At 72.8% G+C, this 21,856-nt stretch carries 20 protein-coding genes; 19 read left to right on the top strand and 1 reads right to left on the bottom strand.

Annotation, left to right across the window (positions count from 1 at the left end; translation table 11 throughout):
• Window positions 1-65: 65 nt before the first annotated feature.
• On the bottom strand, window positions 66-578 hold the full coding sequence (locus I6G21_RS05500) for an inorganic diphosphatase (RefSeq protein ID WP_058731650.1): 513 nt from the start codon (window positions 576-578) through the stop codon (window positions 66-68).
• Between the two features lie 137 nt (window positions 579-715).
• On the opposite strand from I6G21_RS05500, the gene dacB reads away from it, so the two are divergent.
• The 19 genes from dacB (at window position 716) to I6G21_RS05595 (ending at window position 21,769) form a co-directional block, all read left to right on the top strand.
• Window positions 716-2,158 (top strand): D-alanyl-D-alanine carboxypeptidase/D-alanyl-D-alanine endopeptidase, encoded by a 1,443-nt coding sequence (dacB, locus tag I6G21_RS05505; RefSeq protein ID WP_061225385.1) that lies wholly within the window; start codon window positions 716-718, stop codon window positions 2,156-2,158.
• 77 nt (window positions 2,159-2,235) lie between these two features.
• The gene (locus I6G21_RS05510; RefSeq protein WP_129357943.1) at window positions 2,236-3,654 is read left to right on the top strand and encodes a glucose-6-phosphate dehydrogenase; all 1,419 of its coding nucleotides are present in this window, start codon (window positions 2,236-2,238) and stop codon (window positions 3,652-3,654) included.
• A 3-nt stretch (window positions 3,655-3,657) separates the two neighbouring features.
• A complete protein-coding gene (locus tag I6G21_RS05515; RefSeq protein WP_129357942.1) occupies window positions 3,658-4,989 on the top strand; it encodes a zinc-dependent metalloprotease in 1,332 nt (443 codons plus the stop codon).
• The gene (tilS, locus tag I6G21_RS05520; RefSeq protein ID WP_129357941.1) at window positions 4,989-6,332 is read left to right on the top strand and encodes a tRNA lysidine(34) synthetase TilS; all 1,344 of its coding nucleotides are present in this window, start codon (window positions 4,989-4,991) and stop codon (window positions 6,330-6,332) included. Before I6G21_RS05515 ends, tilS begins: the two co-directional genes overlap by 1 nt.
• A 55-nt stretch (window positions 6,333-6,387) precedes the next feature.
• Window positions 6,388-6,939 (top strand): hypoxanthine phosphoribosyltransferase, encoded by a 552-nt coding sequence (gene hpt, locus I6G21_RS05525; protein WP_058731113.1) that lies wholly within the window; start codon window positions 6,388-6,390, stop codon window positions 6,937-6,939.
• Between the two features lie 148 nt (window positions 6,940-7,087).
• Window positions 7,088-9,292, top strand: coding sequence for an ATP-dependent zinc metalloprotease FtsH (ftsH, locus tag I6G21_RS05530; RefSeq protein ID WP_058731112.1), 2,205 nt, complete (start codon window positions 7,088-7,090; stop codon window positions 9,290-9,292).
• A gap of 5 nt (window positions 9,293-9,297) precedes the next feature.
• Entirely contained in the window at window positions 9,298-9,867 is a 570-nt protein-coding gene (gene folE / locus I6G21_RS05535; protein WP_058731116.1) for a GTP cyclohydrolase I FolE, read from the top strand.
• Window positions 9,864-10,796: a dihydropteroate synthase gene (folP, locus tag I6G21_RS05540; RefSeq protein ID WP_058731111.1), complete on the top strand. Its 933-nt coding sequence runs from the start codon at window positions 9,864-9,866 to the stop codon at window positions 10,794-10,796. Before folE ends, folP begins: the two co-directional genes overlap by 4 nt.
• Before the next feature lie 78 nt (window positions 10,797-10,874).
• Window positions 10,875-11,288, top strand: coding sequence for a dihydroneopterin aldolase (gene folB / locus I6G21_RS05545; protein WP_058731110.1), 414 nt, complete (start codon window positions 10,875-10,877; stop codon window positions 11,286-11,288).
• Window positions 11,285-11,785 (top strand): 2-amino-4-hydroxy-6-hydroxymethyldihydropteridine diphosphokinase, encoded by a 501-nt coding sequence (gene folK / locus I6G21_RS05550; RefSeq protein WP_129357940.1) that lies wholly within the window; start codon window positions 11,285-11,287, stop codon window positions 11,783-11,785. Before folB ends, folK begins: the two co-directional genes overlap by 4 nt.
• Window positions 11,786-11,791: 6 nt before the next feature.
• On the top strand, window positions 11,792-12,337 hold the full coding sequence (locus tag I6G21_RS05555) for a DUF3180 domain-containing protein (protein WP_064724965.1): 546 nt from the start codon (window positions 11,792-11,794) through the stop codon (window positions 12,335-12,337).
• 79 nt (window positions 12,338-12,416) lie between these two features.
• Window positions 12,417-12,860: a PH domain-containing protein gene (locus tag I6G21_RS05560; RefSeq protein ID WP_165869999.1), complete on the top strand. Its 444-nt coding sequence runs from the start codon at window positions 12,417-12,419 to the stop codon at window positions 12,858-12,860.
• Entirely contained in the window at window positions 12,857-14,605 is a 1,749-nt protein-coding gene (locus I6G21_RS05565) for a PH domain-containing protein (RefSeq protein WP_129357939.1), read from the top strand. The genes I6G21_RS05560 and I6G21_RS05565 overlap by 4 nt, the downstream gene beginning before the upstream one ends.
• Window positions 14,602-15,543, top strand: a complete 942-nt coding sequence (locus I6G21_RS05570) for a Rossmann-like and DUF2520 domain-containing protein (RefSeq protein WP_075514805.1) — start codon at window positions 14,602-14,604, stop codon at window positions 15,541-15,543. Before I6G21_RS05565 ends, I6G21_RS05570 begins: the two co-directional genes overlap by 4 nt.
• Before the next feature lie 107 nt (window positions 15,544-15,650).
• Window positions 15,651-16,604, top strand: a complete 954-nt coding sequence (gene panC / locus I6G21_RS05575) for a pantoate--beta-alanine ligase (protein WP_061225393.1) — start codon at window positions 15,651-15,653, stop codon at window positions 16,602-16,604.
• Window positions 16,605-16,747: 143 nt separating this feature from the next.
• Window positions 16,748-18,202, top strand: coding sequence for a lysine--tRNA ligase (lysS, locus tag I6G21_RS05580; RefSeq protein WP_081101565.1), 1,455 nt, complete (start codon window positions 16,748-16,750; stop codon window positions 18,200-18,202).
• A gap of 3 nt (window positions 18,203-18,205) precedes the next feature.
• On the top strand, window positions 18,206-18,427 hold the full coding sequence (locus I6G21_RS05585) for a hypothetical protein (RefSeq protein ID WP_061225395.1): 222 nt from the start codon (window positions 18,206-18,208) through the stop codon (window positions 18,425-18,427).
• 170 nt (window positions 18,428-18,597) lie between these two features.
• A complete protein-coding gene (locus tag I6G21_RS05590) occupies window positions 18,598-18,948 on the top strand; it encodes a histone-like nucleoid-structuring protein Lsr2 (RefSeq protein WP_061225396.1) in 351 nt (116 codons plus the stop codon).
• A gap of 190 nt (window positions 18,949-19,138) precedes the next feature.
• Entirely contained in the window at window positions 19,139-21,769 is a 2,631-nt protein-coding gene (locus I6G21_RS05595) for an ATP-dependent Clp protease ATP-binding subunit (RefSeq protein ID WP_129357938.1), read from the top strand.
• The last annotated feature ends 87 nt before the right edge of the window (window positions 21,770-21,856 follow it).

The following is a 21,856-nucleotide window of genomic DNA, read 5'->3' on the forward strand; positions in this document are numbered from 1 at the left end:
CCTCCCGAGAGATCAGCTCTCGGGAGGCGCGGCCTCTGCTGCGCGGTCTGCGCGGGGGCCGGACGTCAGTCCTGCTCGGCCTCCTGGGCGGAGTCGTAGTCCGAGTGCTGGAAGCGCTCGATGGCGTCCTGGACCATCTTCTCCGCTGCCTCCTTGCCGTCCCAGCCCTCGCCCTTGACCCACTTGCCGGCCTCGAGGTCCTTGTACCGCTCGAAGAAGTGCTGGATCTCGTCCTTCAGGTACGGGTTGACGTCGCCCAGGTCCTGGATCTCGTCGTAGCGCTTGTCGGTGGCCACGCACAGCACCTTGGCGTCCCCGCCGGCCTCGTCGGTCATGTTGAACACGGCGATCGGGCGGGCCTCCACGATGACGCCGGGCACGACGTCGACGTCGAGGATCACCATCGCATCCAGCGGGTCCCCGTCCTCGCCCAGGGTGTCCTCGAAGTACCCGTAGGCGGTGGGGTACTGCATCGAGGTGAACAGGACCCGGTCCAGGCGCAGCCGCCCGGTCTCGTGGTCGATCTCGTACTTGACGCGGGACCCGCGGGGGATCTCGATGGTGACGTCGCGCTCCATGATGTGCTCCTTCAGCTGTTCGGCGATCGGGATGCGGTGCCCGCCGTGCGGCGGGCGGCTTCCCCCAGGCTAACCGACGCCGCCCCGGTAGAGTGGAGCCGCACCCGCCCACCCCGCCGCCTCGAAGGATCCCCGCCATGAGCAGCACCGCCCCGCAGGCCCCGTCCCGGGATCGGCGTCGCACCCGCCGGTGGTGGTCCGCGGCCGGGATCCTCGGCATCGCCTGCCTGGGCTCGGGGGCCGTGATCGTCCCGCAGGCGGCCGAGCACTGGGAGGACCTCACCGAGACCCCGCAGATCGCCGCCGCCGCACCGGCAAGCCCCTCCGCCGCGCCGGTGAGCACCCTGGACCCGGACGCCGCGCAGCCCGGTTCCGAGGCGGTGGCCAGCGCCCTGCGCACCGCGCAGCGGGACTTCCGCGGCGGCTCCCTGACCGCGCAGGTCGCCGACGCGCGCACCGGGGACGTGCTGTACTCCGACGACGCCGCCAAGCCGGTGATGCCGGCGTCGAACCTCAAGCTGCTCACCGCCTACACCCTGCTGTCCCACCAGGACCCCTCCGCCCGCTACGAGACGGGCGCCTACCTCGGGGCGGACGGGAGGTCCGTGGTGCTGCGCGCCGGCGGGGACACCATGCTCAGCCCCGACGAGGCCCGGCAGGGGGTCGACGGGCGGGCGAGCCTGCGGGACCTGGCCCGCCAGACCGTGGACTCCCTGCACCACCGCGGGGTCACCGGCACCGTGCCCGTGCGCCTGGACGCCTCCCGCTTCACCGGCCCCGCGGTGAGTCCGGCGTGGAGCGCGGAGGACGTGGCCAGCGGCTACGTCACCGGGGTGCACCCCATCGCCCTGTGGGACCATCACACCCAGGAGCCCGCCGACCCGGAGGAGACCTCCCACCGCCCGGACGACGCCGCCCAGGACGCCGTGGCCGCGTACCTGCGGGAGCTGGATGCCGCCGGGTCCGCCCACGGCCTGAGCTTCACCGACGCCGGGGCGGCCGACGCGCAGGATCGGGAGGCCTCCCAGCGCCTGGGTGCGGTGGAATCCGCGACGGTGCTGGAGCAGACTCGGTACATGCTCGACGAGTCGGACAACGTGCTGGCCGAGGTGCTGGGCCGCAACGCGGCGGTGGCCGCCGGGAAGGAGGGCTCTCAGGAGGCCGCGATCGCGCTGGTCCGGGAGACCCTCACCCGGGACGGGATCGGCGTCGAGGGCCTGGAGCAGGCGGACCTGTGCGGGCTCTCGGACCGCAACCGCGTCACCCCCGCGACCCTGGTGCAGACCGTGCAGCACGCGGTCACGGCCGATGACGCCCGGGCCCAGCTGGTCTCCGCCCTGCCGACCGCCGGACTGGACGGCACCCTGGCGGCCCGCTTCGAGGCCGCCGACGAGGCCGCCGGGCGCGGGTACGTGCGGGCCAAGACGGGGACCCTGCTGAAGGTCTCCTCCCTCTCCGGGGTCACCACCACCGAGGACGGGCGCCTGCTGGTCTACTCCTTCGTGGTCAACGACCTCACGGACCTCACCGCCGCCAAGGACATGCTGGACCGCTCCGCCGCCGCCCTGACCCGGCTGTAGCGCCGCCCGCTCACCCCGTGGCGAACGCGCGGGATCCTCCCTGGATTCGTCGCGGGCGAACGGGTTGAGTGAGAGCCATGACTGACACCCCGCAGACCTTCGTCATCATCGGCGCCAACGGCGACCTCACCGAGCGGCTGCTGCTGCCCGGCATCGCCTCCTACCTCGCGACCGGGGCCGTGGACCAGCCGCTGAAGATCATCGGCTCCGGGCGCCACGCCAATGACGAGTTCCCGCAGACCGTGCGCGAGGTCTTCGCCCAGACCCTGGGGGCTGACCCCCTGCCCGGTCCGGTGGTCGAGGGCACCGCGCAGCAGGCGGAGTTCCGCGTCAGCGACGCCACCGACGCCGAGGACCTCGCGGGGCTGCTGGAGCACGAGGCCGGCCCCGTGGTCCTGTACTTCGCGCTGGCCCCGGCCGTAGCGGTGGACACGGTGGACGCCCTGGCCCGGCTGAAGGAGCAGGGGCGGCTGCCGCGGCGGCTGATCCTCGCGATGGAGAAGCCCCTGGGCACCGGGGAGGACTCCGCCAGGGAGCTGGACGGCAAGCTCGCGGACCTCGTCCCGGAGGAGGACGTGTACCGGGTGGACCACTTCCTGGGGATGCCCGGGCTGCTGTCCCTGCTGGGGCTGCGCTTCGGCAACCGGCTCTTCGAGTCCGCCTGGTCCCGGGAGGGCATCGAGAGCATCGACATCCTCTTCGAGGAGACCCTGGGCCTGGAGGGCCGGGCGGACTTCTACGACGGCACGGGGGCGGCCGAGGACATGCTGCAGTCCCACCTGCTGCAGGTCATGGGCCTGACCCTGATGGACCCGCAGGGGGACATCGACGGCGCGGCGATCCAGGAGGCCAGCGCCGAGATCATCTGCTCGGCCCGGGTGGCCGAGAGCGCCGCCGACGGCGAGGGTCCAGCGGTGGTGCGCGGGCGCTACACCGCCGGTGAGGCCGGGGGCAAGAGCCTGCCCTCCTACGTGGACGAGGACGGGGTGGACCCGTCCCGGCAGACCGAGACCTACGCCCGGGCCACCCTGGCGGTGGACGCCGAGCGGTGGCGCGGGGTCCCCGTGACCATCGCCTCCGGCAAGGCCGTGGGCGAGCCGCGTCAGGAGATCCGCATCCGGTTCCGTCCCTCCGCCCGCAGCGCGGATCTGCCCGGGGTGCAGGAGGCCCGCCCGGGGATGCTGCGCATCGGCCTGCAGGACGAGGTCATCGCGATCGACGCGAACGTGGGCGGGGAGTACGACTCCCGGGGCCTGGGGCGGATCACCCTGTCCTCCCACGTCCGCCAGGCCCCGCTGACCCCCTACGGCTCGGTGGTGCGCGGGATCTTCGAGGGTCGGCGCACCTTCAGCGTCAGCGGGCGGGCCGCCGAGCAGGGCTGGCGGGTGCTCTCCGAGATCCGCGCCGCCTACGACGACGGTCGCGCGCCCCTGCTGGACTACCCGGCGGGTTCCGCGGGCCCCGTGCCGGCGGACGAGTCCGCCGCGGAGGCCTGAGCCATGGCCCAGCCCAGGACCCCCGCCTCGAGTCCGTCCCCCGACGCCGCCGTCCCCGCCGGATCCGCCGGGGCGCCGGGACAGCCCGCGCCCGAGGTCATCGGCTGGGAGGCGGCCGCCGCCGCGGCCCGTCGCCTGGCCCCGGCCGGGCCGCGGCTGTCCCGCCGGGAGGCCGGGGCCGTCGTCGAATCCGTGCGGTACCAGGCGAATGCCGCGGTGGACCACGTCCACGCCATCACCGGCTTGGAGGCGGCGCGCAACCTGCACGACTCCGAGGTCCTCGTGGTGGACCGGGCCGGCTGGTCCCGGGCCAACGCCCAGACCTTCGCCTTCCTGCTCAACCGCCTGCTGGCCGTGGGACCGGGGAAGCGGGTTCAGGACATGTCCGGGCTGGACCGGCGGGTCACGGCCGCCGGGGCCGCCGTCGAGCTGGGCGGGCTGCTGGCCTTCCTGTCGGGCAAGGTGCTCGGCCAGTACGATCCCTTCGCCGCGCTCGGCGGGCACGGGGCCGCGGGCGGGCGCCTGCTGCTGGTCGCCCCGAACATCGCGATGCTGGAGCGGGAGCTGAACGTGGAGCCGGAGGACTTCCGGCTGTGGGTTTGCCTGCACGAGCAGACCCACCGGGTGCAGTTCGCGGCCGCCCCCTGGCTGCGCGGGCACCTGCTGGAGCTGATCACCCGGCTGCCGGAGGGCCTCGGCGGAGGAGGCGGCGAGCTGGTCCAGCGCCTGGGGGAGGCCGCCCGGCGGGCGCTGTCCGCCCGCCGCGAGCAGGACGGGCAGGACTCCCCGGGCGGGGAGCGGCCCGTGCCCGGCAACCGGATGAGCCTGCTGTTGGATGAGGACTCCGCCGCCGCGCTGTCGCAGCTCACCGCGATCATGAGCCTCATGGAGGGCCACGCGAACGTGGTCATGGACGCGGTGGACGCGAGCATCGTGCCGACCGTGAAGACCATCCGCCGCCGCTTCGACGCCCGCCCCCAGCGCGGCCTGCTGGACCGGGCGATGCGGCGGGCGCTGGGCCTGGACCTGAAGATGCGCCAGTACCGGGACGGCCAGGAGTTCGTGCGCACCATCCTGCGCGAGCGCGGGATGGACGCCGTCAACCGGGTCTGGGAGGGCCCGGAGCACCTGCCCAGCGAGCGGGAGATCCACAACCCGCACCGCTGGATCGCCCGGGTGCTGGACGGCGCGCCCGAGGACTCCGCCCCTGCGGACGACGCGGCGGCATCCGCCCGGGCGGTCGGCACCGGAGCCGACGGGACGGACGCCGAGGGGGCCGGATCCGACGCGCCTGGATCCGAGGCGCGCGGCGTCGACGGGACGGAGCGGCGCTGATGGCTCAGAGCGGACGCACCGGACGCCTGCACCCCGCCGTCGGCGCCGCCCGACGCCGCCTGGCCCGCCACCTCGCCGAGCACGCGGGCCTGGAGACGACTCCGACGGGGCGGGCCGCGCGCTCAGCGGAGGCCGGGAGGCGGGCGGGCCGAGGCGAGCAGGACCCGGCCTCCTCGCCCGGGACCCCGAGCGCCCCCGCCCATCGCGCCGCCCAGGGGCCGCTGCTGCTGGTGGCCTGCTCCGGCGGGCCCGACTCCCTGGCCCTGGCCGCGCTCACCGCGCACTTCGCCCGCCGCGGGGACCTGCGGGCCGGGGCGATCGTCGTGGATCACGGGCTGCAGGAGGGCAGCGCGCAGGTCGCGCGGCGAGCCGCCGAGCAGTGCCGGGAGCTGGGCCTGGCCCCCGTGCTCATCCGGCGGGCCGCGGTGGAGCCCGGCGGGCACGGCCCCGAGATGGCCGCGCGCATCGCCCGCTACCGGGCCTTCGAGGAGGCCGTCGCCGAGCTGGGGGAGCAGGGCGAGACCGTGGCCGGCATCCTGCTGGGCCACACCCGCGACGATCAGGCGGAGACCGTGATGCTGGGCCTGGCCCGCGGCTCCGGAACCCGCTCCCTGGCCGGGATGCCGCCGGCGCGCCCCCTGGCCGGGCTCGGCATCGACGGCGAGCCGATCACCGCCCCGAAGAGCGAGCCGCTCACCGCGTCGATCGCGACGCCGCCCGACGAGCCGCCGCGCGCCGATCCCGACGGGACCGACGAGACTCCCTCGGCCGCCCTGCTGCTGCGGCCCCTGCTGGGCACCACCCGGGAGGAGGTCGAGCAGATCCTCGCCGCCGAGGGGCTGAGCCCCTGGCGGGACCCGAGCAACGCGGACACCTCCCTGCGCCGCAACCTCGTGCGTCACGACGTCCTGCCCCACCTGGAGCGCACCCTGGGCCCCGGCATCGCTCAGGCCCTGGCCCGCACGGCCGAGGTGCTCACCGAGGACGCGGACCTGCTGGATGCCCTGGCCGCCCGGCGGGCGCAGGACGCGCGCGCGGACCCGGGGCGCTTCCACCCCGTGCCGGAGCAGGCCCTGGCCGCGCTGTCCCTGGGGGTGCTGTCGGACACCCACCCCGCCCTGCGTCGGCGCATCCTCGCGGCGGCCCTGCAGGAGGCCGGGGGTGCTGCGCCCACCCACGAGCGCCTGGCCGCCCTGGAGGAGCTGCTCGGCGGCCGGGGCAATGCCGGTCCCGTGCAGATGCCGGGTAGAGTGACCGTGTGGCGCCGCCGGGCGCTGGAGCGGCGAGCCCCCGAGCCAGAGGCCGCGGGGGCGCTGATCCTGACCCGCACCCCGGCGGGGTGATCCGACCCAGCGGCACCGCGGCCACCGGCAGCATCACGGAAAGCAGGAGACCCCAATGGATGCGAACGACGTCAGCGAGGACCTCAAGAACGTCCTGTTCACCACGGAGCAGATCCGGGAGAAGGTCGCCGAGCTTGCGGCCCAGATCGACCGCGACTACGAGGACCGCGACGTCCTGCTCGTCGGGGTGCTCAAGGGCGCCGTGATGATCATGGCCGACCTCTCCCGCGCCCTGCACGGGCACTACACGATGGACTGGATGGCCGTGTCCTCCTACGGCTCCGGGACCAAATCCTCCGGGGTCGTGCGGATCCTCAAGGACCTGGACACGGACCTGCACGGCCGGGACGTGCTCATCGTCGAGGACATCATCGACTCCGGGCTGACCCTGTCCTGGCTGAAGTCCAACCTGGAATCCCGCGGGGCGAACTCCGTGGAGATCTGCGCGCTGCTGCGCAAGCCGGCCTCCGTGAAGACGGACGTGCCGGTCAAGTACATCGGGTGGGACATCGACCCGGAGTTCGTGGTCGGCTACGGCCTGGACTTCGCGGAGCGGTACCGCAACCTGGACTTCATCGGGACCCTCGCCCCGCACGTCTACTCCTGACGCGCCGCCGTCTGCGGCAGCCCCCCGTCCCCGCGCGGCGTCCGCCGTGAGGGAAGTCCGGGAGGCCCTGCCGGCTCCCGGCGGTAGTCTGTCACGAGACCGCTCGCGCCCCACGACGCATCCACGACGATCGGAAGGCACCACCAGCTTGGCCACCAACACCAGTCCCCAGAAGAAGACCGTCCGCCAGCGCCTCTTCAAGGGACCCTACTTCTGGATCGTCCTGGCCCTGGTGGGCCTGGCGACGGTGCTGTTCACCACGATGTCCGCGGAGACCAACCGCGTGGACACCAACGTCGGCATCGAGCTGCTGCAGGACCACAAGGCCACCGAGGCCAAGATGTACGACGGCGACCAGAAGGTCGAGCTCTCCCTCAAGGACGACTACACGGAGGGGGACCGGAACCTCGGCAAGTCCGTGGTGTTCTACTACGTCGAGCCGCGCGCCGAGGACGTCGTGCAGGCCATCGACGACGGGGACCTGAAGGGCTACACGGATCAGCCCGTGGAGAGCAACTGGTTCACCTCCCTGCTGGGGCTGATCCTGCCGTTCCTGATCATCCTGGCGCTGTTCTGGTTCCTGCTCTCGCGCATGTCCGGCGGCGGCGGGCAGCTGATGCAGTTCGGCAAGTCCAAGGCCAAGAAGTTCAACAAGGAGAACTCCACCGTGAAGTTCTCCGACGTCGCCGGGGCGGACGAGGCCGTGGAGGAGCTGCAGGAGGTCAAGGAGTTCCTCACCGATCCCCAGCGCTTCACCTCGGTCGGGGCCAAGATCCCCAAGGGCGTGCTGCTGTACGGCCCTCCCGGCACCGGCAAGACCCTGCTGGCCAAGGCCGTGGCCGGCGAGGCCGGGGTGCCGTTCTTCTCCATCTCCGGCTCGGACTTCGTGGAGATGTTCGTCGGCGTCGGCGCCTCCCGCGTGCGGGACCTGTTCGAGCAGGCCAAGCAGAACGAGGCCGCGATCATCTTCGTCGACGAGATCGACGCCGTCGGACGCCAGCGCGGGGCCGGCATGGGCGGGGGCAACGACGAGCGCGAGCAGACCCTGAACCAGCTGCTGGTGGAGATGGACGGGTTCGACGAGAACACCAACATCATCCTCATCGCCGCGACCAACCGCCCCGATGTGCTGGACCCGGCCCTGCTGCGCCCGGGGCGCTTCGACCGGCAGATCGGCGTGGACGCCCCGGACCTGAAGGGCCGACGCCGCATCCTGGAGGTCCACTCCCAGGGCAAGCGCCTGGCGGACAACGTGGACCTGGCCCAGGTGGCCAAGAAGACCCCGGGCTTCACCGGCGCGGACCTGGCCAATGTGATGAACGAGGCCGCGCTGCTCACGGCCCGCTCCAACGCCCAGATCATCGACGACCGCGCCCTGGACGAGGCGATCGACCGCGTCCTGGCCGGCCCGCAGCGCCGCTCCCGGCTGATGAAGGAGCTGGAGCGCAAGATCACCGCGTACCACGAGGGCGGGCACGCCCTGGTCGCGGCCGCGCTGCGCAACACGGATCCGGTCACCAAGATCACCATCCTGCCGCGCGGGCGCGCCCTGGGCTACACCATGGTCATGCCGGTGGACGACAAGTACTCCACGACCCGCAACGAGCTGCTGGACCAGCTGGCTTACGCCCTGGGCGGGCGGGTCGCCGAGGAGCTGGTCTTCCACGACCCCTCCACCGGTGCCGCCAACGACATCGACAAGGCCACCAAGACCGCCCGCAAGATGGTCACCGACTACGGCATGTCCGCGACGATCGGGGCGATCAAGCTCGGCTCGGATGACACCGAGCCGTTCATGGGCCGCGACGGCGGAGCCTCCTCCCGCGGCTACTCCGAGAAGACCGCCGCCCAGATCGACGTCGAGGTGCGGGCCCTGATCGACCACGCCCACGACGAGGCCTACGCGATCCTCACCGAGAACCGGGATGTGCTGGACCGGCTGGCCTTCGAGCTGCTGGATAAGGAGACCCTGAACGAGAAGGAGATCGCGGAGGTCTTCAAGGACGTCCGCCAGCGCCCGGTGCGCGAGGTCTGGCTGTCCAAGGAGACCCGCCCGGTCTCCGAGATCCCCCCGATCACCACCCCCGCCGAGCAGGCCGAGGCTCGCCGTGAGGGCACCCAGGACCCGGCGGAGATGACGCCGCAGGACCAGGCCGTGGCCGCCAAGCCCGAGCACCCCCTCGAGGTGCCCCGCAACCACACCGGCACCACCCCTCCCGGCACCGAGTCCGACGGCGGCGCCCAGGGCGGGCCCGGCGCCCAAGGGCCCCAGGGCCCCCAGCCGGGCCCCGACGCCCGGGAGCCCGAGCAGGACGGAGACGGCCCCCGGCCCGCCGGGCCCTGGAGCCGGTGATGCCCATGGACCTGCCGCGCATCGAGGCGGCCGTGCGGGAGATCCTGCTGGCCGTCGGCGAGGACCCGGACCGGGACGGGCTGCGGGAGACCCCGGCCCGGGTGGCCCGCTCCTACGCGGAGGTCTTCTCCGGGCTGGGGCAGGACCCGGCGGATCTGCTGGCCACGACCTTCGACATCGGCCACTCCGAGATGGTGCTGGTCAAGGACATCACCTTCCACTCGATGTGCGAGCACCACCTGGTGCCGTTCTTCGGCACCGCCCACATCGGGTACATCCCCGGCGCGGACGGGCGGGTCACCGGCCTGTCCAAGCTGGCACGGCTCGTGGACCTCTACGCCCGACGCCCCCAGGTCCAGGAGCGGCTGACCACCCAGATCGTGGAGGCGATGGAGCAGTTCCTGCGCCCGGCCGGGGCGATCGTCGTCGTGGAGGCCGAGCACCTGTGCATGGCCATGCGCGGGGTCGCCAAACCCGGCGCGCACACCGTCACCTCGGCGGTGCGCGGGCAGCTGCGGGACCCGGCGACCCGCGCCGAGGCGATGGGCCTGATCCGCGGGGGTGAGCGCCGGTGAGCGCCCGCTGGCCGAGCCTGCCCACCGGGCGCACCCTGGTCATGGGCATCCTCAACGTCACCCCGGACTCCTTCTCCGACGGCGGAGAGCACCTGGACCCGGAGGCCGCCGTCGCCCACGGGCTGGCCCTGGTCCGCGATGGCGCGGACCTCGTGGACGTCGGCGGGGAGTCCACCCGCCCCGGGGCCGAGCCCGTGGATCCGGCTCAGGAGCGGCGGCGCATCCTGCCGGTGGTTCGCCGGCTCACCGAGCGCGGCGTCGTCGTCTCGGTGGACACCCTGCACCCGGACACCGCCGAGGCGGCCCTGCAGGCCGGCGCCGGGATCGTCAACGACGTCTCCGGGGCCCGGCTGGGCGAGGAGATGATCGAGCTCATCGCCCGCACCGGTGCGCCCTACATCCTGACCCACGCCCGCGGGGACTCCGCGACCATGGACTCCCTGGCCCGGTACGCGGACCCGGTGGCGGAGGTGCGCGCCGAGCTGCTGGGGCTGCGCCAGCGGCTGCTGGACGGCGGGGTGGACCCCGCGCAGATCGTGCTGGACCCGGGCCTGGGCTTCGCCAAGGGCGGGGATCAGGACTGGCGGCTGCTGGCGGGGCTCGACGCCCTGACGGGGCTGGGCCATCCCGTGCTGGTCGCGGCTTCCCGCAAGCGCTTCCTGGGCTCGACGCTGGCCGCGGCGCGCGCCGAGCACCGGCCCGGGGCGCAGCTCCCGGACGGCGCAGCGACGCCGGATGAATCGGGGGCTCCCGGCGGTTCGGGCAGCGCTCAGCCGCAGACCCCCGGTCCCGTCGAGCGCGACGTCGCCACCGCCGCCGTCTCGGTGCTCGCGGCCCGGGCCGGGGCCTGGGCGGTGCGGGTGCACGACGTGCGGGCCACCGCGGATGCGCTGGCCGTGCAGCGGGCCTGGAGCCGGGCCGGCGGCTGAGCCGCAGCCCCGGGACGGGCGGCGCTGGCCCGGGCATCCCATCGACCATCACATCGTCGCGAGCACCGAGGAGGAACGGTGGAGCAGAACCAGGACGGCAGCGGCACCGCGCCCCGGCAGGGGAGTGCGGGCCGGGACCGGATCACCCTGATCGGGGTGGGCGCCGTCGGCACCCACGGGGTCCTGGAGCAGGAGAAGAAGATCGCCCAGCCGTTCTTCACGGACGTGATCCTCTACCGGGACCTCAGCCAGGCCGGACGCACGGACGATCTGTCCCGCACCGTGGACTACGGTGCGGTGGCCGAGACGATCAAGGACGTCGTGATGGGTCCGAGCGTGGAGCTGATCGAGACCCTCGCGCACACCATGGCCCAGCGGATACTGGAGCGCTTCCCGGTCGACGCCGTGGAGCTGACGGTGCACAAGCCCAAGGCCCCCATCGAGGTCACCTTCGGCGACGTGTCCGTGACGATCCACCGGGAGCGCGCATGAGTGTGGACGCGGTCCTGGCTCTGGGCTCCAATCAGGGCGAATCACGGCGCATCCTCGCGGAAGCCGTGGCGCGTCTGGGCGAGCATCCCCGCGTGAGCGTCACCGCCCGCTCCCCGGTGGTGATCACCGCGCCGGTCGGGGGACCCGTCGACCAGCCGGACTTCCTCAACATGGTCGTCGGGGTGCGCACGGATCTGCGGCCCTTCGCCCTGCTGCGCTGGTGCCAGGAGATCGAGCATCGGTTCCACCGGGTCCGCACCGTGCGGTGGGGCCCGCGCACCCTGGACGTGGACATCATCTCCTACGGGGGTCTGCACATGGACGAACCCGAGCTGGTCCTGCCCCACCCGCGGGCCGGGCAGCGGGCCTTCGTGCTCGCCCCCTGGGCGCGGATGGCCCCCGACGCCCAGCTGGACGGGATCCGCGTGGCCGCGCTGGCCGAACGGGCCCCGGACGCCGACGGCGTGCGCGGCTGGCTCACCGAGGACGGGAGCTGATCCGCGATGCGTCCTCTGCGTCCCCGATGGCTGGCCCTGATCTGGACCGCGGGCCTGGTCGGCGCCCTCCTGCTGTCCCTGCTCGTGCCCGGCGGCCTGCTGGTGCTGCCCTGGATCACCCTGGCCGCGCTGATCGTCCTGGCGATCGCGGTGCTGGTGCTGGCCCGCCGGGTGCGCGCCCACGTGCGGGATCCGCGCGGGCGTCCGGTGGAGCCGCTGCTCGCGGCCCGCACCGCGGTGCTCGCGCAGACCTGCGCGGTGTTCGGCGCCCTGGCCGCGGGATGGGCCGCGGGGCTGCTGATCCGGGAGCTGAGCCTGCTGCGCTGGCGCAGCGCCACCGAGGATCTGCCCCTGATCATCGCGGACCTGGTGGTCGGGGCTCTGGTGTGCGCGGCCGGGTGCGTGGCCGAAGCCTGGTGCAAGCGCCCACCGGATGATACGGATGAGGGGACCCAGCACGCCGATCCCCGCCGCGCCCAGCGCCGGGACATCCCCGAAGGAGAGGGTGGCTATGCCCGAGACCGCCAGAGCCCGGGTCCGACCCGGCAGTGACCGCTTCGAGGCCCGCCTGGCCGCCCTGGACGCCTGGGATGCCCCCTGGTAGCGGATGGACGCGCGGTATCCGGCGAGCATGCTGCTGGCCCGCGGCCTCGGCTGGCTCATCGTCCTGCTGCTGGCCGCCGCACCGTCGGTCCTGGGACTGCTCGGACTGCTGCCCGGCGCCTGGACGGCGGTCGGCCTCGTCGTGCTGGGCCTGCTGCTGATCTGGGCCGCGGCGGACCTGCTGCTGATCCCCCGGCGGGCCCGCGCCATGGGGTACGCCGAGCGGGAGGAGGACGTGCTGGTGCGCCGCGGGGTGCTCAGCCACCGGGTCACCGCCGTGCCCTACGGCAGGATGCAGTACGTGGAGGTCTCCCAGGGGCCCTGGCAGCGGCTGTTCGGCCTGTCCTCGGTGACCTTCCGCACCGCCTCGGCCGCCGCGGACGTCTCGGTGCCCGGGGTCTCCCGGCAGGAGGCGCGCCGGCTGCGCGAGGAGCTGAGCCGGCGCGGCCGCGAGCGGATGGAGGCCCTGTGAGCCGCGCGCCCCACCCGTCCTCCCCGGACGCCGCGCCCGCGCCGCAGCCGTCGGAGGACCCGATGAACCGGGAGGCGCCGGGGCAGCCCGAGGCGGGGCCGCAGTGGCGCCGGGTGCATCCGCTGACCCCGCTGGCCCGCTTCTGGATCACCGCGGTGCTGATCCTGGTGCTCTTCCTCCGGCCCCTGATCGAAGACGTCATCACCGGGGAGACCGACGCCGGGGACCTGGTGCGCGGCGCCGAGGAGATGGCAGGCGGGGTGAGCCTGCTCGCCGTCCTGACGGTGCTGGCGGCGGTGGCCGTGGTGATCGGGGCGATGGCCCTGACCTGGTGGTTCACCCGCTGGGCCGTCACCGAGGATTCCGTGCACGTGCGCGAGGGCATCCTGCTGCGCAAGGAGCGCCAGGCGCGGCTGGAGCGGGTCCAGGCCATCGAGATCACCCAGCCGCTGCTGGCCCGGCTGCTGCGGCTGGCGGAGCTGCGCTTCGACGTCGCCGACGCCGAGGACGCCGCCCTGCACCTGCGCTTCCTGAGCCTGCGCCAGGCCGAGGACCTGCGCGGGCGCCTGCTCTCCCGGGCCCGCCAGCTGCGCGCCCCCGCGACGCCGGGTTCAGGTGCCGCCGCCTCGGGAAACGCCGCCCCGGAGAACTCCGCCGCGCAGGACTCCGACTCGCGGGACCCGCGGGTGGTGCAGGCCAGGGGCGGCTCGATCGGTCCTGCCTCCGGGACGGTCGCCGCCGGGGGTCCCGACACCGGGATCTCCGAGGGCGGGGTTCCGCAGAGCGAGGCGCCCGAGGGCCTCGCGGAGCGGGAGGTGCTGCGCGTTCCCCTCGCCCGCGCGGCCGCGGCCCCGCTGCTGTCCGCGGGGCTGCTGAGCTCCCTGCTGGCCATCCTGCTGATCGCCGTCGCGCTGGGCTGGGCCGCGGACAGCGCCGGAACGGCCGTGGCCGGGGTGCTGCCGATGCTGCTGGTGGCCGGCAGCACGGTGTGGTCGGCCGTGAACGCCGGCGCCGGATTCCGGGTGCTGGAGGCCGACGGCGGCCTGCGCACCCGCGCGGGCCTGACCGACACCCGCGCCCAGTCCATCCCCCTGGGCCGGATCCACGCCATCGGGATCGAGCAGCCGCTGCTGTGGCGCCTGCCCGGGTGGTATCGGGTCCGCCTGACCAGCGCCGGGATCGGCGCGGGGGAGGGCTCCGAGACCCGCTCCGTGCTGCTGCCGGTCGGGACCGAAGCGCAGCTGCGTCGGCTCCTGCCGTACGTGCTGGGAGCCGTGGTCCGGGATGAGGCCCCCGGCTCGGAGGATCTGGCGGCGGCGCTGCGCGGCAGCGGCACCGGCCACGGATTCACCGTCTCCCCGCCGACGGCGCGCTGGCTGGCCCCGTTGACCTATCGACGCAGCGGATTCCTGCGCGACTCCGGGGCCCTGCTGCTGCGCGGCGGGCGGCTGACCCGGCACCTGAGCGTGGTCCCGCAGCGGCGGGTGCAGGGCGTGGGCGTGGCGGACGGTCCGCTGCTGCGCCGGCTGGGGCTGGCCGATGTCCAGCTGTGCACCGTGGCCGGACCCGTGGACACCCGGGTGCGCCGACTCGCCCGGGCCGATGCCCTGGCCCTGGCCCGGCTGCTCAGCATCCCGGCGTCGGAGGACCCCTCGACGCGGGAACCGGCCCGTGCGTGTCTCGGGCGGCAGGCCGCCCCGAGCCCCGCAGCAGCAGATCCCGAGAATGAGGAGCCCACCGCATGAACCCGCAGCAGCCGCCCGCCGACCGTCCCGGACGCCTCGGCATCGGGGTGATCGGGACCGGGCGGGTCGGGGCCGTGCTGGGTGCGGCCCTGCGCGCCGCCGGGCACGCGATCACCGGGGTGCACGCCGTGTCCGAGGCATCGCGCACCCGAGCGGAATCCCTCCTGCCCGGGGCGCCGCGCTGGGAGATCCCCGAGATCATGGAGCGCAGCGAGCTCGTGCTGTTCGCCGTGCCCGACGACGCCCTGGCCCCGCTCGTGCGCGGGCTGGTGGAGGGCGGGCACGTCAGCAGCGGGCAGCTGCTCGTGCACACCTCCGGACGCAGCGGCACCGAGGTCTTCGACACGGCCCGGGCCCGCGGGGCCGTGGGGCTGGCCATCCACCCGGCGATGACCTTCACCGGCCTGTCCCTGGACCTGGACCGGCTGCGCTCCTGCCCCTTCGGGGTCACCGCCCCCGCCGCGTTCCTGCCGGTGGCTCAGGCCCTGGTGGTGGAGATGGGCGGGGAGCCCGTGGTGGTGCAGGAGGGGGACCGGCCGCTGTACCACGCGGCCCTGTCCCACGGGTCCAACCACCTGGTGACCCTGGTCGGGCAGGCCCGCCAGATCCTGGAGAGCATCGGGGTGCCCGAGCCGGGGAGGATGCTCACCCCGCTGCTGCGCGCGAGCCTGGACAACGCCCTGGCCAGCGGGGACGCCGCGCTGACCGGGCCGGTGGCCCGCGGGGATGTGGGCACCCTGGCCGCGCACCGGGAGATCCTGGAGGGCTTCGCACGGGAGGAGGACGCCGCGGACATCGGCCGGGCCTATCTGGCGATGGCGCGGGCTAGCGCCGAGCGGGCGCACCGGCGCGGGGCGCTGTCCGCGGCGGCCCTGGAGCAGGTGCTGGGGGCGCTGGCCGAGGATCGGCAGCCCCCGCACGGCGCCGAGTACCGGTAGACTCTCCTGCCGAAACCCCGAACCACGGTCCCGCCCCCGCCTCCGCGCCCCGTCGAAGAAGGAGCGCCCCGACGGCGGGTCGGACCCCGCGAGAAGGACTGTCGAGCATGACCGAGCTCATCGTGGCCCGCACCCCGGAGGAGCTCTGCGCGCACCTGGCCCAGCGCGTGGGCCAGGCCGAGGCCCGCAACCTCGCCGTCGTCGAGCAGCGGCGCGCCGCCGGGCAGACCGAGGAGGACGTCGCCCCCGAGGCCCCGCGGGTGGCCACCGTGGGCCTGGTGCCCACGATGGGCGCCCTGCACGAGGGCCACGCGACCCTGATCCGCCGGGCTCGGGAGCAGAACGACGTCGTCGTCGTGTCGATCTTCGTCAACCCGCTGCAGTTCGGTCCCGGCGAGGATTACGACCGCTACCCCCGCACCCCCGAGGCGGACCTTGAGCTGCTGCGCGGGATCGGAGTGGACCTGGCCTTCGTGCCCGAGGTGCAGACCCTCTACCCGGGCAGCGAGCCGCTGGTGCGGGTCACCTCCGGGCGGCTGGGCGAGCTGTTCGAGGGGGCCCGGCGTCCCGGGCACTTCGACGGGGTGCTCACGGTCGTGAACAAACTGCTGAATATCACGGCGTCCGGGGCCTCCGGGCACCCGGTGCGCGCCTACTTCGGGCAGAAGGACGCCCAGCAGGTGGCGCTCGTCCAGCGGATGGTCGCGGATTTCGCGCTGCCGGTCACCGTCGTCCCGGTGGCGATCGTGCGCGACGACGACGGCCTGGCCCTGTCCTCGCGCAACGCGTACCTGTCCGCCGAGGAGCGCACCGCCGCCCTCGTGCTCTCCCGGACCCTCGCGCTGCTGCGGGAGGAGGGCCTGTCCCGCGGGTACGCCGGCATCGACCTGGAGGCCGCCCGGCAGCGGATCGAGCAGTCCGACGGCGTGGAGCTGGACTACCTGGAGATCGTGGACCCGGAGACCTTCGAGCCCCCGACCGAGGACTCCCGGCGCGCCCTGGCTCTGGCGGCGATCCGGGTGGGGTCGACCCGTCTGCTGGACAACATGGACGTGGTCTGACCGGGCCCCTCCCGGCGCCCGGGATCCGACGGCCACGCGCTAGGCTGGAGGGCGTGACTTCCGCAGAATCCCCCCAGGCCCCCGAGACCACCCCGGCCGCCGAGGCCGAGCGCGCCCAGGCCGCCGCCGAGGCGAACGAGCAGATGCGGGTGCGCGCGGACAAGCGCGCCGCGCTGCTGGCCGCCGGACGCGAGCCCTACCCGGTGGGAGTCCCCGTGACCCGCACGATCCCGAGCGTGCGCGCCCAGTACGAGGGGCTTGCCGCGGGGGAGGAGACCGGCGACGTCGTCGGCGTGGCCGGGCGCGTGGTCTTCCAGCGCAACACCGGCAAGCTGTGCTTCGCGACGCTGCAGTCCGGGGACGGCACCCGCCTGCAGGCCATGCTCTCCCTGGCCAGGGTGGGCCAGGAGGCGCTGGACGAGTGGAAGGCCCTGGTGGACCTGGGCGATCACGTGTTCGTGCGCGGGGAGGTCATCAGCTCCCGCCGCGGCGAGCTGTCCGTGATGGCCGATGAGTGGGCCATGGCCTCCAAGTCCCTGCGGCCCCTGCCGACCCTGCACAAGGATCTCAACGAGGAGACCCGCGTGCGCCAGCGCCACCTGGATCTCATGGTGCGCCCGGAGGCGCAGCAGGTGGTGCGCACCCGAGCGAAGATCATCTCCACGGTGCGCCGGGTGCTGGAGGAGCAGGATTACACCGAGATCGAGACCCCGATCCTGCAGCTGGTGCACGGCGGGGCCACCGCGCGGCCCTTCGCCACGCACCTGAACGCCTTCGACCAGGACATGACCCTGCGCATCGCCACGGAGCTGTACCTCAAGCGCGCCGTGGTCGGCGGGATCGAGCGGGTCTACGAGATCGGGCGGGTCTTCCGCAACGAGGGCGTGGACTCCACGCACAGCCCGGAGTTCACCACCCTGGAGGCTTACCAGGCCTACGGGGACCAGTACACGATGGCGGAGCTGATCCGCTCGATCATCCTGGCCTGCGCCGATGCCCTGGGTGTGCGCGAGATCCCCTCCGATCACGGCACGATCCACCTGGACGGCGAATGGCGGTGGCTCGGGGTCTACCCGGGGCTGTCCGAGGCCGTGGGCGAGCAGATCACCCCGGACACCTCGGCCGAGCGGCTGCGGCAGATCGCCGCCGAGCGCGACGTCGCGGTGGATCCGGCGTGGGATGCCGAGAAGCTGGTGATCGAGCTGTTCGGGGAGATCGTGGAGCCGACCCTGATCGATCCGACCTTCGTGTGCGACTACCCGCCGTCGGCTCAGCCGCTGGCCCGCCCGCACCGGGAGAAGGAGGGGGTCATCGAGGCGTGGGACCTGATCATCGGCGGGATGGAGCGCGGCACCGCGTTCTCCGAGCTGATCGATCCCGTGATCCAGCGCGAACGGCTCACCGAGCAGTCCCGGAAGGCCGCCCGCGGGGACGACGAGGCCATGCAGCTGGATGAGGATTTCCTGCGCGCCCTGGAGTCGGCCGCACCGCCGATGGGCGGGCTGGGTCTGGGCCTGGATCGGCTGGTCATGCTGTTCACCGGGCTGGGGATCCGCGAGACCATCCTGTTCCCCCTGATGAAGCCCGAGCAGGAGTAGGCCGTGGAATATCTGGCGGTGCTGCTGCCCTCGATCGGCCTGGGCGTGCTCTTCTGGCTCATCATGCGCTGGATCCTGCGCGCGGACAGCCGGGAGCGGCGCGCCCACGCGGCCGCGGAGGAGGATGCGCGCACCTGGTATGAAGGGGTGCGCCGACGCGAGGGTGGGGATGCGATCTTCTCCTCTCCGAGAGAGCCAGACGCAGAGAAACCTGGGAATTCGTGAATTCATCGCCGCGGAGATTGTATTCTCCGCGGCGATGTTGTTATCCTCGGAATCGAACGAGCCGCAGCGCGCGATGTGAGATGCGAAGGACGATCCGCTGGATCGGATAATCCGGATCCTCACCGTTCAGGCGCGTGGCAATGACGTGAGCGAATCGGCAGGAGAACACCATGGCTCAGAAAGTGAAGATCATTCTCGAGGACGATCTGCAGGGCGGACCGGCCGATGAGACCGTCCGCTTCGGGCTGGACGGCGGACAGTTCGAGATCGACCTGACCACCGAGAACGCCTCCAAGCTGCGGGATGCGCTGCGGCCCTACGTGGCCAAGGCCCGCCGGGTGCAGGCCCGCACCGGCCGCGGCGGCGGAAAGCAGTCCTCCTCCTCCGGTCAGGCCCGCAACCCCGAGACCGCGAAGATCCGCAAGTGGGCCAAGGAGAACAACTACGACGTCTCCGATCGCGGCCGCATCCACCAGGAGATCCAGGACGCCTACTACGCCGCGATGAAGAGCGGGAAGTAGACCCCTCCCGGAGCAGTCGTCCGGCCCCGGGTGACCTCGCGGGCGGGACCGACTTCAAGCCCAGGGCGGAAAGGCTCACGCGCTTTCCGCCCTGGGCTTGATGCGTCTCTCGCCGGTGGCGAACAGTCCGCATGCGGGCTTTGGGCGTGCGTAGCATCGAGGGCAAAGCCGCGTACAAGGAGACACCCATATGTTCGAGAGGTTCACGGATCGCGCTCGGCGCGTCGTCGTGCTGGCCCAGGAAGAGGCTCGCATGCTCAACCACAACTACATCGGCACCGAGCACCTGCTGCTCGGTCTCATCCACGAGGGCGAAGGCATCGCCGCGAAGGCCCTGGAGTCCATGGGCGTGACGCTGTCCGCCGTGCGCGAGCAGGTCCAGGACATCATCGGACCCGGCCAGCAGGCCCCCAGCGGGCACATCCCGTTCACCCCCCGGGCCAAGAAGGTCCTGGAGCTGTCCCTGCGGGAGGCCCTGCAGCTGGGACACAACTACATCGGCACCGAGCACATCCTCCTGGGTCTGATCCGGGCCGGCGAGGGCGTGGCCTCCCAGGTGCTGACCAAGCTCGGCGCGGACCCCTCGCGGGTGCGCCAGACGGTCATCGACATGATCTCCGGCTACCAGGGCGGCACCGGGGATGCCGGCAAGGAGACCGCCGGGGTCGGCGCCGGCGGCGGCAAGGACGGCAGCCCGGCCGGCTCCACCGTGCTGGACCAGTTCGGCACCAACCTCACCGCCGCGGCCCGCGAGGGCAAGCTGGACCCGGTGATCGGGCGCTTCAAGGAGATGGAGCGGGTCATGCAGGTGCTGTCCCGGCGCACCAAGAACAACCCCGTGCTCATCGGCGAGCCCGGCGTCGGCAAGACCGCCGTCGTGGAGGGCCTGGCCCAGGCCATCGTGCGCGGGGATGTCCCGGAGACCCTGAAGGACAAGCACCTCTACACCCTGGACCTCGGCTCCCTGGTGGCCGGCTCCCGGTACCGCGGCGACTTCGAGGAGCGGCTGAAGAAGGTGCTCAAGGAGATCCGCACCCGCGGGGACATCATCCTGTTCATCGATGAGATCCACACCCTCGTCGGGGCGGGCGCCGCCGAGGGCGCGATCGATGCGGCCAGCATCCTCAAGCCCATGCTGGCTCGCGGCGAGCTGCAGACCATCGGGGCGACCACCCTGGATGAGTACCGCAAGCACATCGAGAAGGACGCCGCCCTGGAGCGCCGCTTCCAGCCGATCCAGGTGGATGAGCCCTCCCAGGCCCACGCGGTGGAGATCCTCAAGGGCATCCGCGACAAGTACGAGGCCCACCACCGGGTGACCATCACCGATGAGGCCCTGGAGGCCGCGGTGTCCATGTCCGCCCGGTACATCTCGGACCGCTTCCTGCCGGACAAGGCCATCGACATGATCGACGAGGCCGGGGCGCGGCTGCGCATCAAGCGCCTGACCGCCCCGCCGGAGATCAAGGACCTCGAGGACCGCATCGCGGACCTGCGCTCCCAGAAGGAGTCGGCGATCGAGGGACAGGACTTCGAGAAGGCCGCCAACCTGCGGGACAAGGAGCAGAAGCTCATCTCGCAGAAGGAGGAGGCGGAGAAGAGCTGGAAGGAGTCCGACTCCGCGATGGGCGAGGTCAACCCGGAGGTCATCTCCGAGGTGCTGGCCGCGGCCACCGGCGTGCCGGTCTACAAGCTCTCCGAGGAGGAGTCCGGCCGCCTGCTGAAGATGGAGGACGAGCTGCACAAGCACGTCATCGGCCAGGACGACGCCATCAAGTCCCTGTCCCGGGCGATCCGGCGCACCCGCGCGGGGCTGAAGGACCCGCGCCGTCCGGGCGGCTCGTTCATCTTCGCCGGGCCCACCGGCGTCGGCAAGACCGAGCTGGCCAAGGCCCTGGCGGAGTTCCTGTTCGGCGACGACGACGCCCTGATCACCCTGGACATGTCCGAGTACCAGGAGAAGCACACCGTCTCCCGGCTGTTCGGGGCGCCCCCCGGGTACGTCGGCTACGAGGAGGGCGGCCAGCTGACCGAGAAGGTGCGCCGCAAGCCGTTCTCGGTGGTGCTGTTCGACGAGGTGGAGAAGGCCCACGCGGACCTGTTCAACTCGCTGCTGCAGATCCTGGAGGACGGGCGCCTGACCGACTCCCAGGGCCGGGTCGTGGACTTCAAAAACACGGTGATCATCATGACCACCAACCTGGGCACCCGGGACATCTCCCGGCGCGTGCCGGTGGGCTTCCAGTCCGCGGATGATGCCACGACCAACTACGAGCGGATGCAGGCGAAGGTGCAGGAGGAGCTCAAGGAGCACTTCCGCCCGGAGTTCCTCAACCGCGTGGATGACATCATCGTCTTCCCGCAGCTGACGGAGAAGGAGATCATCCAGATCGTGGACCTGTTCGTGGCCCGCCTGGCCGAGCGCCTGCGCGATCAGGACATGTCCATCGAGCTGACCGACGCCGCGAAGAGGCTGCTGGCCGAGCGCGGCTACGATCCGGCGATGGGCGCCCGGCCGCTGCGTCGGACCATGCAGCGGATGATCGAGGACCAGCTCTCGGAGAAGATCCTGTTCGGGGAGATCTCCGCGGGGGAGAAGATCACCGTGGACGTCGAGGGTGAGGGGCAGGACGCGCAGTTCACGTTCTCCTCGCAGAAGATGGCCGAGCTGTCCGAGGACGGCATCTCCTACGGGGATGAGGGCGCGGAGATCACCGACTCCCACGTGGACCCGGAGCAGCTGTCCGGTTCGGCCCTGCCGCCCAAGACGGATCGCGGCGGCGGGGAAGCCGGTCCGGCCTCCGGAGCCGCCCAGGCCTGACGGGAGGAAGCCCGCATCCTGAATGCCGCGAACGCCCCGGACCCGCGCCCAGCGCGCGGGTCCGGGGCGTTTCCGTCTGCGAGGGAC

Origin of the sequence: Rothia kristinae (genome assembly GCF_016028855.1) — a bacterium.
Taxonomy (GTDB): Bacteria; Actinomycetota; Actinomycetes; order Actinomycetales; family Micrococcaceae; genus Rothia; species Rothia kristinae.